Source organism: Streptomyces sp. AN091965 (assembly GCF_022698285.1).
In the GTDB taxonomy this organism is placed as follows: domain Bacteria; phylum Actinomycetota; class Actinomycetes; order Streptomycetales; family Streptomycetaceae; genus Streptomyces.
The window spans coordinates 3,177,787-3,190,216 of sequence record NZ_JALDMY010000001.1 but is presented as its reverse complement, the minus strand read 5'-3'; the positions used below and the strand labels follow the sequence as shown (position 1 = coordinate 3,190,216).

Annotated in this window: 12 protein-coding genes; 6 read left to right on the top strand and 6 right to left on the bottom strand. The window is 72.8% G+C overall.

All coding sequences use genetic code 11. The annotated features are described in order from the left end of the window. Positions 1-20 precede the first annotated feature (20 nt). Positions 21-824, bottom strand: a complete 804-nt coding sequence (locus tag MQV74_RS13405; protein ID WP_242717318.1) for a hypothetical protein — start codon at positions 822-824, stop codon at positions 21-23. 70 nt (positions 825-894) lie between these two features. Between MQV74_RS13405 and MQV74_RS13400 the strand changes: the two genes are divergently transcribed. From MQV74_RS13400 to MQV74_RS13385, 4 genes are all read left to right on the top strand, one after another. Further along, the gene (locus MQV74_RS13400; RefSeq protein WP_242717316.1) at positions 895-2,415 is read left to right on the top strand and encodes an APC family permease; all 1,521 of its coding nucleotides are present in this window, start codon (positions 895-897) and stop codon (positions 2,413-2,415) included. Positions 2,416-2,428: 13 nt separating this feature from the next. After that, positions 2,429-3,151 carry a DUF998 domain-containing protein gene (locus tag MQV74_RS13395; protein ID WP_242717314.1) on the top strand — a complete coding sequence of 241 codons (723 nt, stop codon included), beginning with the start codon at positions 2,429-2,431 and terminating at the stop codon, positions 3,149-3,151. After that, positions 3,148-3,948 (top strand): alpha/beta fold hydrolase, encoded by an 801-nt coding sequence (locus MQV74_RS13390; RefSeq protein WP_242717312.1) that lies wholly within the window; start codon positions 3,148-3,150, stop codon positions 3,946-3,948. Before MQV74_RS13395 ends, MQV74_RS13390 begins: the two co-directional genes overlap by 4 nt. Positions 3,949-4,604: 656 nt before the next feature. Beyond that, a complete protein-coding gene (locus tag MQV74_RS13385) occupies positions 4,605-5,033 on the top strand; it encodes a DUF5990 family protein (RefSeq protein WP_242717310.1) in 429 nt (142 codons plus the stop codon). Positions 5,034-5,431: 398 nt separating this feature from the next. Here MQV74_RS13385 and MQV74_RS13380 read toward each other — a convergent pair whose 3' ends face one another. After that, on the bottom strand, positions 5,432-6,067 hold the full coding sequence (locus MQV74_RS13380; protein WP_242717309.1) for a DUF305 domain-containing protein: 636 nt from the start codon (positions 6,065-6,067) through the stop codon (positions 5,432-5,434). Positions 6,068-6,097: 30 nt separating this feature from the next. Beyond that, the gene (locus MQV74_RS13375; RefSeq protein WP_242717307.1) at positions 6,098-6,769 is read right to left on the bottom strand and encodes a DUF3105 domain-containing protein; all 672 of its coding nucleotides are present in this window, start codon (positions 6,767-6,769) and stop codon (positions 6,098-6,100) included. 294 nt (positions 6,770-7,063) lie between these two features. Here MQV74_RS13375 and MQV74_RS13370 point away from each other — a divergent pair, with 294 nt between their 5' ends. After that, positions 7,064-7,552: an RrF2 family transcriptional regulator gene (locus MQV74_RS13370; RefSeq protein ID WP_242717305.1), complete on the top strand. Its 489-nt coding sequence runs from the start codon at positions 7,064-7,066 to the stop codon at positions 7,550-7,552. Here the strand turns inward: MQV74_RS13370 and MQV74_RS13365 are convergent. Then, the gene (locus tag MQV74_RS13365; RefSeq protein WP_242717303.1) at positions 7,447-8,736 is read right to left on the bottom strand and encodes a globin domain-containing protein; all 1,290 of its coding nucleotides are present in this window, start codon (positions 8,734-8,736) and stop codon (positions 7,447-7,449) included. The two genes, MQV74_RS13370 and MQV74_RS13365, sit on opposite strands and share 106 nt — an antisense overlap. A gap of 300 nt (positions 8,737-9,036) precedes the next feature. Between MQV74_RS13365 and glnA the strand changes: the two genes are divergently transcribed. After that, positions 9,037-10,398 (top strand): type I glutamate--ammonia ligase, encoded by a 1,362-nt coding sequence (gene glnA / locus MQV74_RS13360; RefSeq protein ID WP_138966394.1) that lies wholly within the window; start codon positions 9,037-9,039, stop codon positions 10,396-10,398. 78 nt (positions 10,399-10,476) lie between these two features. Here glnA and MQV74_RS13355 read toward each other — a convergent pair whose 3' ends face one another. Both MQV74_RS13355 and MQV74_RS13350 read right to left on the bottom strand, forming a co-directional pair. Beyond that, positions 10,477-11,742 carry a tyrosine-type recombinase/integrase gene (locus MQV74_RS13355; protein WP_242717301.1) on the bottom strand — a complete coding sequence of 422 codons (1,266 nt, stop codon included), beginning with the start codon at positions 11,740-11,742 and terminating at the stop codon, positions 10,477-10,479. Between the two features lie 74 nt (positions 11,743-11,816). Further along, positions 11,817-12,062 (bottom strand): helix-turn-helix domain-containing protein, encoded by a 246-nt coding sequence (locus tag MQV74_RS13350; RefSeq protein ID WP_242717299.1) that lies wholly within the window; start codon positions 12,060-12,062, stop codon positions 11,817-11,819. Positions 12,063-12,430 lie beyond the last annotated feature (368 nt).

The window sequence follows — 12,430 nt, the reverse complement described above, 5'->3', positions numbered from 1 at the left end:
GAAGCAGCCGGTACGGCGGCCTAGATCCGCAGCACGGAGAGCCGGGCGAGGAGCGCGCGCGGCGGGGGCGGCTCGGGCCACGGCGCGGCCCGGAGCCCGGCGGGCAGCAGGACGGGCGCGGCCACCGGCGGCCGCGCCGCCACCGCGCCGAACAGCGCGAGCACGAGGGCCCCGCCCAGGACGGCCAGGCACACGGACATCGGGTCCATGCCGGTGCCGTGGGAAGGAGAACCGGGCGGGGAGGCCGCACGGGCGACGGCGTGACGCGCGGTCAGGGGCTCGGCCCCTGAGTGCGGGACGGCCTGACGCACGGCCATGGGCGGCCCGACGTCCCCGTCCGTGACGATGTGGCTCATGGCCAGGGGCCCGGCGCCCGGATGCGGGGTGGCCTGACTCGCGGTCATGGGTCCGACGTCCGGGTGCGTGACGGTGGGGCCCGCGGCCATGGGGTCGGTGCCCGTGTGCGGGACGGCCTGATGCGCGGCCACGGGACCGATGCCCGCGCGCGTGACGACGTGGTTCGTGGTCAGGGGCCCGGCGCCCGCGCGGGGGGCGGCCTGTTTCCCGGCCACGGGCCCGGCGCCCGCGCGCGGGGCGGCCTGGGTCCCGGCCGCGGGCCCGGACCCCGCATGCGTGACAGGGTCCGCCCCGGTGCCCCGAGTCCCGGGCCCCGTGGCGTCCGCCACGCGCGCGTGGGCCGAGGGCGTCGAGCCGCCCCCGTGCTCCTGCGGATGCCCCAACGTGTGCATCGTCACGATGCCGAACAACAGCGCCACGAGGAGCAGGAATCCGCTCGCGCTCGTGGGCAGTTGCTTCGGGGTCATGGGCGGGAGCCTACCCCTCCCCGGTATGGGGCGATGTGCGGGGCCCGCGAGAAACATTGATCATGAACCCATGACGACTACGGACAAGCCCGGACAGAGCGCGGGCGAGACGACGGCGGCCGAACAGGCCGCGGCGGCCGCGAAGGCCGGTGACGCCGGGGCCGCGGAGTTCGGGGAGGACACCGGGACCTCACGGCAGTTCATCTCCTGGGTGACGCTCGCCCTGATGACCACCGCCTCCGTGGCGAGCCTGCGGCCCTCGCCCGCCATGGCCATCTACGGCCTCGCCGCCGTCTTCCTGTACCTCCTGCCCGCCGTGGTCTTCCTGCTGCCCACGGCCCTCGTCGGCGCGGAGCTGGCCTCCGGATGGACGGGCGGCATCTACCGGTGGGTGAGCGAGGCGCTCGGCAAGCCGCTCGGATTCGTCGCGGTGTGGTGCCAGTTCGCGATGACCATCGCGTACTACCCGAGCCTGCTCGCGTACGTGGCCTCGACGTTCGCGTACGTCGTCCATCCGAGCCTCGCCGAGGACGGCCTCTACGTAGCCATCGTCATCGTCGTCATCTACTGGACCGGGGTGTGGATCACCTCGCGCGGCACCAAGACCGTGGCGGGCCTCTCGTCCCTGGGGCTCGTGATCGGCACGCTCATCCCCGGCGTCGTGCTCGTCGCCCTCGGCCTCGTCTTCCTGGGGCAGGGCAACGAGCCCGCCGCGCCCATGACCGCCGACCACTGGCTGCCGCCGTGGACGGGCCTGGCCAGCCTCGTGCTCATCGTCAACAACTTCCTGTCGTACGCCGGCATGGAGATGAACGGCGTCCACGTGTCGTCGCTGCGGCACCCGCGCGCGGAGTACCCGCGGTCGATCTTCCTGGCCACCGGTCTCGTCCTGCTGATCTTCGTCGTTCCGGCCCTGGCCATCAGCTGGGTCATGCCGTCCGAGCAGCTCAGCCTCACCGCCGGGCTCATGCAGGCCTTCCAGGCGTTCTTCGACCACTTCCACATCGGCTGGATGACGAAGGTCGTCGGGATCATGCTCGTCATGGCCGCGCTCGGCGGCATGCTGACGTGGCTCGCGGGGCCCGCCAAGGGCCTGGTGACGCTGGCCCGGCAGGAGGGCTATCTGCCGCCGTTCCTGCAGCGCTTCAACAAGCACGGCGTGCCCCTGAACATCATGATCGCGCAGGGTGTGATCACCACCCTGATCGGCGTCCTGTACGCGTTCAGCGACGACGTCTCCAGCGCGTACTGGATGTTCTCGGTGATCACCGTGCAGATCTACCTCATCGCGTACCTGCTGATGTTCGTGGCCGTGGTGCGGCTGCGCCGCACCCAGCCGCACGTCGAGCGCGGCTTCGTGGTGCCCGCCGTCACGCTCGTCGCCGGGGTCGGCTTCGTCGCCTCGGCGTGCGCGCTCTGCATCGGCTTCGTGCCGCCGGACCAGTTCGGCGACGCGCCGCTGTGGCGCTATCTGATGATCGTCGGCGGCGGGCTGCTCGCGATCGGCGTGGCCGCGCCGGTCGCCTTCCTCAAGTTGCGCAAACCGGAGTGGATCCACCCCGACCACCAGGGCGCGAATGCCCTCAACTAGCCTCAAGACGCGTATGTCCCCCACGCCCCGAGACACCGAAGCGCCCCGCGCCGTGCGCGTGGCCGTGGCCGCGCTCCTGGTCCTCGGCGCCGCCGCGTACACCTCGTGGACCCTCGAAGCGGTCCTGCCGACCGGACTCTCGCCGCTCCGGACGTACGTGAGCGAGCTCGCCGCCGAGGACCAGCCGTACGGGGCCTTCTTCCGGGCGGTGGACTTCGCCGCGGGCGTGCTGGTGTGCGCGGGGGCCCTGGGCGGCCTGGCGCGGCTGCGGTGCCGTACCGCCGTGCCGCGCGTCCGCGCCCTGTCGGCCCTCGGCTGGGCCGGGCTCGTCCTCTTCGGCGCGGCCACGGCGGCCGACGCGCGCCTTCCGCTGAGCTGCGCGCCCACCGTGGACGCGGCGTGCCTCGCGCGCGAGCGGGCCGGGCTCGTGCCCGCCACGCACTCCGCGCACGCGGTCAGCAGCAGCGTGGCCGTGGCCGGGGCGCTGGTGGGGATGGTGCTCCTGACGGCGGCCGTACGCCGTGCGGGCGCGGGCGGGGCGCGGCAGCGGACGGTGCTCGCGGTGCTCGTGGCCGTCGAGCTCGCCGCCACCGTCTGGACCCTCGCGGGCGTCTTCGCCCTCGACGCCGGGCACGGCACGTGGGGGCTCGGCATCGGTCAGCGGCTCCAGGTGCTCGCGATCGCCCTGTGGCTGGTGGGCCTGGCGTGGCTCGTCCTCGTACGACGGCGGAGGTGACCGGGAGGGTGTTCGTACGGATCGACGGGGTCCCGCACCACGTGGACGTGACCGGGGACGGCCCCGTGTGCGTGCTCAGCGCGGGGCTCGGGCTCGCGTGGTTCGAGTGGGACCCGGTGGTCGAGCTGCTCGCCCCCGCCCGCACCGTCGTCCGCTTCGACCGGCCCGGGCTCGGCCGCAGCGGGCCCGCGCGCGGGGTGCCCACGCTGGCGGGGGAGGCGCGGCGCGTCGCCCGTGTCCTGGACGCCGTGGGGCTGGGGGAGCGGGCCGTGACGGTCGTCGGGCACTCGCTCGCGGGGTTCCACGCGGAGGCGTTCGCGCGGGGGTGGCCGGGGCGGGTGGCCGGGCTCGTCCTCGTCGACTCCAGCGTGGAGGAGCGGACGCGGGCGCTGCCCGCGCGCGGGGCGCGGGTCGCGGGGGCGCGCGCGGGCGGGGCGGTCCTCGGCGCGCTCGGGGTGCCGCGGGCTCTCGGGCCCCTGTTGCGGGGCGGGGGCGTGCCGCGGGGGCCGCGGGCGGTGTACGGGGTGAGCCGGGTGTGGCGGGCCGGACTCGTCGAGTACGTGACGTACGGCGACGTGGCGCACGAACTCGCCCTGCTCAGGCGGGAGGCCGCGCTGCCGGACGTGCCGGTGGCGGTGCTCGCCGCGGGCCCTGCGGGCGCGAGCCGCTGGGTGTCCCGGCAGCGCGCCCTCGCGGCGTCCCTCGGGGCGTCCTTCCAGGCCCTCCGCCCCGCGGGCCACCTCCTGATGCGCGACCGCCCCCACGAGGTTGCCACGACGATCCTGGCCACGCGGTAGCCGGGGCGGCGACGCCCACTGCTGCCCCCCGCCCGGGGCGGGAGCCCGCGGGGCACCAGCCGCGCTCCGCGCCGGGCTCCGCTGCACGGTTGCTCGGCACCTGGGGCTGTGCCCACCCGTTCCCAAGCTCTCGGCTTCGCTCGAGCAGGGGATGCCCCACTCGCCTTGCGGGACGATTGCCCACAGCGGGCGGGGCCCGTGGCGCCGCGCTGCGCGCGGCCGGGACGGTCCCCGCCCGGGGCGGGAGCCCGCGGAGCACCTTGCGCGGGCGCCTCCCGCCCCAGCCAGGCCCCGCAACGCCTCGCACCCCACCGCCTCGAAGGCACAGCCTGCCCCCAGACCCCGGCACCAAAGGCCGCGCTGCGCGCCGCCGGGACAGTCCCACCCACCCACCCCCACCCAGGACGGCAGCCCATAAGGCACCACCCGCAAGCACAGCGCGCCGGGCCCGGACCCGGCAAGGCCGAGGCGAAACGGGTGGGCGGGTGGGAGAAACCCGCTGCGGCAGCGGCGGCACCACCCACCCAGCCGCGACCGCACCGCGCCGGACCCGGACCCGGCAACACCGAGGCGATACGGGTGAGCGGGCGGGAGAAACCCGCCCCGGCAGCGGTGGGGAGGGGGCGTTGTCAGAGGGGCGTGGTGCCATGGAGGGCATGACTCAGAAGCTGGTGTTGCGGGTGGTGGGGCGGGAGTTGCCGGGGGCGGAGTGCGGGGAGTTCCGGGACGTGCACGTGGCGGTGCAGCGGGGCAGGGAGCCCGAGGGCCCGGTCCGCGGGGACGCGCCCGAGGCGGTGTGGGAGTTCGAGGTGGCGATGGCCCCCGCACCTGACGGCACGCCCGACTTCAAGGGTCCGTACGCGCAGGGCAAGCGGGGCGAGCGGTTCTTCTACCTGACGTGGGGTGAGCTGCCGCCCGGCGGTGACTTCGCGATGTTCCGCCGCGCCAAGCTGTTCTTCGCGGACCTCCCCGAGGACGTGCTCGCGGCCGGGGCGGGCGTCGCCGAGCTGGGGCTCACGGACGGCGCGGGAATGCCGCTGTGCGCGGCGGTGCGCCCACCGCGCGTGACGTGGCGGGCAGGCTGACCTGGGCCCGGTCCGCAGTGGGTCCGGGCCGCTATGGGCCCGGGTCACCATGGGTCCGGGCCGCAACAGGCTCGGGTCGCTCTGGGGCCGGACCGCGATGGGCCTGGGCTGCAATGGGCCTGGTCCGCAGAGGGTCCAGGCCGCCGTGGGCCGGGGTCGCTCTGGGTCCGGGCTGCCGTGGGTCCGAGCCGCAGTGGGCCTGGGCCTGAGTGGGGCCAGGCCGTTCTGGATCCGGGCCGCAGTAGGTCCAGGCCGCAGCGGGCCGGGGGGGCGCAATGGATCCGGGCCGCCGTGGGCCAGGGCCGCTCCGGGCCCGAGCCGCCGTGGGCGCCGCAGTGGGTCCGGGTCGCTCTGGGTCCGGGCCGCCCAGGGGCCGGACCCCTGGCGCTGTCGGAGGGCTAAGGCTTCGCGCCCCGGGCCTTCAGGAGGTCCGCCATCAGCTTGACCTCGGACTCCTGGGACTCCACCATCCCCTGCGCGAGCCGCCGCTCGACCGGCACCGCGCAGCGCTCCACGCACCCCTGCGCCATGTGGATTCCGCCCTTGTGGTGGGCGGTCATCAGCCGCAGGTAGGAGATCTCCGCCTTGCGGCCGTTGAGCTTGCCGAGCCGCTTCATCTGCGCGTTCGTCGCCATCCCGGGCATCAGCGCGCCGTCGTCGCCCGCCGGGGCGTCGCCCATGCCCATCCACTTCATGGGCGCGTCCTCGGACACCTTGGGCAGCTCCCACAGGTCGAGCCAGCCGAGCATCATGCCGCGCTGGTTGGCCTGGGTCTGCGCGATGTCGTACGCGAGCCTGCGGATCTCCTCGTTCTTCGTGCGGTCGCGGACGATGTACGACATCTCCACGGCCTGCTGGTGGTGCACGGACATGTCGCGGGCGAAGCCCGCGTCCGCGGAGGTGCTCGACGGCACGCCGTCGGCACGGGAGCCCGAGCCGGAGGGCTCGTCGTCGGCGGCCACCGCGGCCGTGATGCCGCCCGCCGCGAGCACCGCGCCCAGGACGGCGCCGGTCAGCCAGTCGCTGCGCTTCATCACTGCCCCATCCCCGTCCTCACGGACGTGTCACTGCCCCTTGCCGTTGGTGCAGGCGGCACCCGGCTCGGGGGTCTGCTTGCCCTGGACGAACGTGGAGAAGAACGAGCCGACCTTCGCGTCGTCCGCGCCCGTGATCGCCCGCTGGTGGCCCCAGGCCGTGAGCAGCAGCGGCTCCTTCTGCTTCTTGACCGGGCTCATCAGCGAGTACGGCGTCTTCTTCACCTTCGCCTCGAGCTTCTTCAGGTCGGCGGGCTTCGCCTGGTCGTTGTACGTCACCCAGACCGAGCCGTGTTCGAGGGAGTGCACGGCGTTCTCGTTCGGGATCTCGTTCTGGTACACGTCGCCGTTGCAGTTCATCCACACCTGGTTGTGGTTGCCGCCCACCGGCGGCGTCACCGGGTACTTCACCTTGCCCGCGACGTGGGTGCGGCCCAGCTTCTTGGCGTCCCAGACCTTCTCGCCGTCCTTGGTCCTGGTGAACTGCGCCACGGCCGCCGCGTCGCCCGCCTTGCCCGAGTCATCGTCGTCGTCGGCCTGCGAGACCAGGAAGTAGCCGCCGATGCCGAGTGCCGCGACGATGACCGCGCTCAGGGTGATGGTGAGTGCGCGGGCGCGGCGCTCGCGGGCGACTTCGGCGCGCCGCATCTCCGCTATTCGGGCCTTGCGTTCGGCGCTGCTCGTCTTCTTGGCGGAACCCATGGTGTGTCCTTCTGCGGAAAGGGACGGATCGGATGGGTCGAACAGGGGGCGTTGCGAGTGCGTTGATCGTAGCCCGCGTGCCGCCGAGCGGAAGGGCCGCTCTTCCAATCTCCCAAATCCAGCACGGGCGGCGCCCCTTGACCGTCGCCATCCGGCCGACCGTGCGCGGGGACGGGTGCCCCTCCCGGAGCCCGGGCCGGATTCCGCCGCGCCCCGGGCCGGACCCCGCCGCTCCGCAGGCCGCGCCGCCTCGAAAATTTGAACCCCTCATGCGCATTCCCTACGCTGCGCGACATGCGGCTCCTGCACTCCACCGACCTGGCCCTGCGCATGCTCATGCGTCTGGCCGTCGCGGACGCGTCGGGCCGCCGCCCCGGGGACGCGCCCGCGACCGGCACCGCCCCCACCACCCGCCAGGTGGCCGAGGACATGGCCGTTCCCTACACGCACGCCGCGAAGGTCGCCGCGCGCCTGACGCACCTCGGCCTCGTCGAGGCCCGCCGCGGCAGGGGCGGCGGGCTCGTGCTCACCGAGGCGGGGCGCACCGCGTCCGTCGGGACGCTGGTCCGCGAGTTCGAGGGCGACGGGGACGTCGTGGAGTGCGACGGCGCGACGCCCTGCCCGCTGAACTCGGGGTGCCGGCTGCGGGGCGCGCTGCGCCGCGCGCAGGAGGCGTTCTACGCCACCCTCGACCCGCTGACCGTCGCGGACATCGTGGCCTCGCCGACGGGACCGCTGCTGCTCGGGCTCGCGAGCCACAGGTCGGGGCCGAAGACCTCGTAGTGGACGGCGGCGGGCGCGACCCCCTTGGCGAGGAGCTGGGAGCGTACGGCCTTCATGAAGGGCAGCGGCCCGCACAGGTACGCGTGCGTGCCGGGCGGCACCGGCAGGGCGGTCAGGTCCACGCGGCCCGTGCGGTCGGCGGGGTGGCCCGGCTCCGGGCGCTCGTACCAGAAGTGGGCCGTGGCGCCCGGCAGCGCGTCCGCGTACGCGCGGTGGGCGGCGCGCAGCGCGTGGTCGGCGGGGGAGCGGTCGGCGTGCACGACGGTGACCGGGCCCCGGTGCCCGGCGGCCGCGAGCTCTTCGAGCATCGCGACCATGGGTGTGACGCCGATGCCCGCGGAGGCGAGGAGGAGCGGCGCGGGCGCGTGGCCGCCCGGGCCGCGCAGGGCGCTGTCGTCGAGGACGAGGTCGCCGTAGGGGGCGGAGATCCGCAGCCGGTCGCCCACCTCCACGCGCGCGTGGAGGTGGGCGGAGACCTCGCCGTCGGGCCCGGCGCCGCCCCGGACCCGCTTCACGCTGATCTGCCGCACGTCCGTGCCCGGCAGCCCTGACAGGCTGTACTGGCGTATCTGCCGGGCCCCGTCCGCGAGCTCGACCTGCACGGACACGTACTGGCCCGCGCGGAAGGCGGGCGGGGGCGTCCCGTCGGCCGGGCGCAGCCGGAAGGTGGCGACGTCCGCCGTCTCCTCGATCCGCTCCACCACGTCCCACGCGCGCAGGGCGTCATCGCCCGCCGTACTGCCCCGCTCGGCGTAAAGGCGGGCTTCGATCGCGATGAGGGCGTTCGCCATCAGCCAGTACACCTCGTCCCAGGCGGCCGCCACCCGGGGCGTGACGGCGTCGCCGAGGACCTCGGCGATGGCGGCGAAGAGGTGCCGGTGGACCGTCTCGTACTGGCCGGGCGCGACGCCCAGGGACGCGTGCTTGTGCGCGATGCGGGCGAGCATCACGTCGGGCCGCTCGTCCGGGCGGTCCACGAGGTGCGCGGCGAAGGCGGCGATGGACCCGGCGAGGGCCCGGCGCTGGGTGCCCGCGGCCTGGTTGCCGCGGTTGAAGAGGTCCCGGAGCAGCTCCGGGTGGGCGGCGAAGAGCCGGTCGTAGAAGCGGGCGGTGATGTCCTCGATGGCGGCCCCGACGGCGGGCAGCGTGGCGCGGACGGCGGCGGCGGACTGGTCGGACAGCAAGGTGCCTCCTCTCGCGGGACGGGCGTCCCGGCTCGCGCGGCGCGGCGCCCCGTCCCCCGCGGGACCGGGGCACGGCTCCGCACGGGACCGGAGCCCGGCCCGCGTAAAACTTGCATCTGAGATACCACTTTAAGCGGATGGTCCGACGCGGCTGTCACCGCCTCCGGAGAACCGTGCAGTATGGGCGATGAGCGGCCGCAACGCGCGTGAAACCGTGTGGTGGGATGCTCATGTGCCGGGGCGACGTCCCATGGCTTGGGAGCAGCCGGTTCCGACCAGCAAGGATGGGTGGAAGTCGAGATGGACAAGCAGCAGGAGTTCGTGCTCCGCACTCTGGAGGAGCGCGACATCCGGTTCGTGCGCCTGTGGTTCACGGACGTACTCGGCTTCCTGAAGTCGGTCGCGGTCGCCCCCGCCGAGCTGGAGCAGGCCTTCGACGAGGGCATCGGCTTCGACGGCTCGGCGATCGAGGGCTTCGCCCGCGTCTACGAGTCCGACATGATCGCCAAGCCGGACCCGTCCACCTTCCAGGTGCTGCCCTGGCGCGCGGAGGCGCCCGGCACGGCCCGGATGTTCTGCGACATCCTGATGCCGGACGGCTCCCCGTCCTTCGCCGACCCGCGCTACGTCCTCAAGCGCGCCCTCGCCAAGACCTCCGACCTCGGCTTCACCTTCTACACGCACCCCGAGATCGAGTTCTTCCTCCTGAAGGACCGGCCCCTGGACGGCTCGCGGCCCACCCCCGCCGACACCAGCGGCTACTTCGACCACACCCCGCAGAACGTGGGCATGGACTTCCGCCGCCAGGCCATCACGATGCTCGAATCCATGGGCATCTCGGTCGAGTTCAGCCACCACGAGGGCGGGCCCGGGCAGCAGGAGATCGACCTGCGCTACGCGGACGCGCTCTCCACGGCGGACAACATCATGACGTTCCGCCTGGTCATGAAGCAGGTGGCCCTGGAGCAGGGCGTCCAGGCGACGTTCATGCCGAAGCCGTTCTCCGAGCACCCCGGCTCCGGCATGCACACGCACCTGTCCCTCTTCGAGGGCGACCGCAACGCGTTCTACGAGTCCGGCGCCGAGTACCAGCTCTCCAAGGTCGGCCGCTCCTTCATCGCGGGCCTCCTGAAGCACGCCGCCGAGATCTCCGCGGTCACCAACCAGTGGGTCAACTCCTACAAGCGCATCTGGGGCGGCTCCGAGCGCACCGCGGGCGCGGGTGGCGAGGCCCCCTCGTACATCTGCTGGGGCCACAACAACCGCTCGGCCCTCATCCGCGTGCCCATGTACAAGCCCGGCAAGACCGGCTCGGCCCGCGTCGAGGTCCGCTCCCTCGACTCCGGCGCCAACCCGTACCTGGCCTACGCGGTCCTGCTCGCCGCGGGCCTCAAGGGCATCGAGGAGGGCTACGAACTCCCGCCGGGCGCCGACGACGACGTCTGGGCCCTCCGCGACGCCGAACGCCGCGCCCTCGGCATCGAACCCCTCCCGCAGAACCTCGGCGAGGCGATCCACCTCATGGAACGCTCCGAACTGGTCGCGGAGACCCTCGGCGAGCACGTCTACGATTTCTTCCTGCGCAACAAGAAGCAGGAGTGGGAGGAGTACCGCTCCGAGGTCACGGCCTTCGAACTGCGCAAGAACCTGCCGGTGTTGTAGCCACAGGTCAGAGCGGTATCTGGTGGCTTCCTGGTGAGGGGCCACGGTCGACGACCGTGGCCCCTCACTGTCGTCCGTCTACCGCTGGGCCGTCTGTGGGCCGTCGGACGCTGAATCGGGCCGCTGGAACACCGCGTCCACGGCCTTGCGGCTGCGCCCTTCACTGCTCGGCAGGAGGTGCGTGTACACGCGGAGCGTGAAGCCCGGGTCCGTGTGCCCGAGGTACGTGCTCAGCGCCTTGATGTTCTCGCCAGCGTCCAGCAGCACCGACGCGTAGAAGTGCCTGAGGGCATGCATGCCGTGCTCGCGTGCGGCCTGGTGGCGCTCGCCTGGCTTGGGTTCGGGTATGACCCCGGCTTCCACGAGAGCGTTCTTCCAAAAGCGCGTGTTGAAGTCCGTGCGCCGGACGGCGCCGTCACCGTCGGGGCGCACGAACAAAAGCCGCTTCGTGACCGGCCGTCCGTCGGGGCGCTGCCACGGCAGCGTCACCTTCACAGGCGGATGGGCGCTCATGTGCTCCTTGAGCACGTGCGCCACGGAGTCCGCGAGCGGCACGTCCCTTTCCTTCTCGCGCTTCGGAGGGGCGAATACGAGCTTCCCGCCGGACACCTTCACCTGGTTGCTGACGTGCAGCCAACCCGTATCGAACCCGATCTCATCGACCGGCAGACCGAAAACCTCGCCCTGCCGAAGACCACACCCGGCACCCAAGTCGACAGCCGCGCGGTACTGCTCCGGGAGCGCGGCGCGTACGGCGAACGTGCGCTCAGCGGTCCACGGGACCACACGACGGTTGTTCGGGCCGGGCGCGCGGACGCTCCTCGACTTGCACGGATTCCGGTGCAAGTGGTCATCTTCCACGGCCGCCGTGAACACGGCGGAGACACTCGCGAAGATGACGCGGCGGTAGGAGGACGCGGGAATCGCGCGCTCCAACTCGGCAAGCCAGTCGCGGATGTGCTCGGGCTTGAACGAGCCGAGCGGCCGCGACCCCAGGTATGGGATGGCGTGCCGGCGGATCTGAACGCCGACGGGCTCTCTCGTCGTGGCGTCGGTGGTCTGCGTCTTGAGCCACTTCTCGGCGTACTGGCGGAAGGTGGTGCGACCGGCCTTCGGGTCGACGTAGCGGCCGCTGTCCATGTCGGCATTGATCCTGTCCAGCCACTGCTCGGCCTTGCGCTTCTGCCCATAGGGGAAGCTCTCGGACTGCTCGGTGCCGTCGGGGCCGACGTAGCGGGCGCGGTAGCGCTTGCCGGTCCCGTAGCGGTCGGTCCTGGTGCGGACGGTCTTGCCGTCGGGGGTGGTTTCGGTCTTGAACCAGCGGTCCTGGACGTGGCCTGCCATGTAGTGGTTGTGCCTCCTCAGACAGATGGGAGGGCCACGAGGTGGCCCTCCCATGGGAACGGAGATGGTGCGGGTCAAGCCGCGTCAGCTTCAGCGCGCTGACGTTCCATGACGTAGGCGCGTACGTCGGCGGGGTCGTAGCGCACGTGCTTGCCGATGCGGAAGCCGGGCGGGCCGGTGCGCTTCTTGCGCCACTGGTAGACGGTCTCCTTGGGCACGTTGAAGATCTCGGCTATGTCGTCAGGGGTGAGGTACCGGTCGGGCAGGCCGCCGCGGAGGGTCGCGCGGGGGTCCGGTTGAGCGGAACGGGTTCGGCTCATGAGGTCCTCGGAGGTCGAGTCACGTTGCTGCCGGGCTGGAGGCTTCTCAGGGGGTGCGTCTGTCCGAGGTGCGGATTTCTGCGTCACCGCGTCATCTGCGTCATCCGTGTGTCTGACCTGCGGTTTTGGGTGACGCAGAGGATCGGGTGTGCGTCGCCGGTGCGTCATGGGCTGCGTCATCGGGTGACGCAGGTAACGCAAGATGACGCAGACTTTCGGCTCTGCGTCATCGCTGTAGCGGCAGGTCAGGGGCCGTTTTCGGCCCTGGGGTGACGCAGGTGACGCAGCGTCTTCCCTCTTAGGAAAAGAGAAGGGGCGTCTGTGGTGGTGTGGTGCGCCTCAGGGCGTGAAGAAGGAGCCGCTTCGCG

What these genes read in the sequence shown, in the direction of transcription:
- MQV74_RS13405 (WP_242717318.1), bottom strand. Translation starts at nt 824, where the DNA reads ATGACCCCGAAGCAACTGCCCACGAGCGCGAGCGGATTCCTGCTCCTC.
- MQV74_RS13400 (WP_242717316.1), top strand. Translation starts at nt 895, where the DNA reads ATGACGACTACGGACAAGCCCGGACAGAGCGCGGGCGAGACGACGGCG.
- MQV74_RS13395 (WP_242717314.1), top strand. Translation starts at nt 2,429, where the DNA reads ATGTCCCCCACGCCCCGAGACACCGAAGCGCCCCGCGCCGTGCGCGTG.
- MQV74_RS13385 (WP_242717310.1), top strand. Translation starts at nt 4,605, where the DNA reads ATGACTCAGAAGCTGGTGTTGCGGGTGGTGGGGCGGGAGTTGCCGGGG.
- MQV74_RS13380 (WP_242717309.1), bottom strand. Translation starts at nt 6,067, where the DNA reads ATGAAGCGCAGCGACTGGCTGACCGGCGCCGTCCTGGGCGCGGTGCTC.
- MQV74_RS13375 (WP_242717307.1), bottom strand. Translation starts at nt 6,769, where the DNA reads ATGGGTTCCGCCAAGAAGACGAGCAGCGCCGAACGCAAGGCCCGAATA.
- MQV74_RS13370 (WP_242717305.1), top strand. Translation starts at nt 7,064, where the DNA reads ATGCGGCTCCTGCACTCCACCGACCTGGCCCTGCGCATGCTCATGCGT.
- glnA (WP_138966394.1), top strand. Translation starts at nt 9,037, where the DNA reads ATGGACAAGCAGCAGGAGTTCGTGCTCCGCACTCTGGAGGAGCGCGAC.
- MQV74_RS13355 (WP_242717301.1), bottom strand. Translation starts at nt 11,742, where the DNA reads ATGGCAGGCCACGTCCAGGACCGCTGGTTCAAGACCGAAACCACCCCC.
- MQV74_RS13350 (WP_242717299.1), bottom strand. Translation starts at nt 12,062, where the DNA reads ATGAGCCGAACCCGTTCCGCTCAACCGGACCCCCGCGCGACCCTCCGC.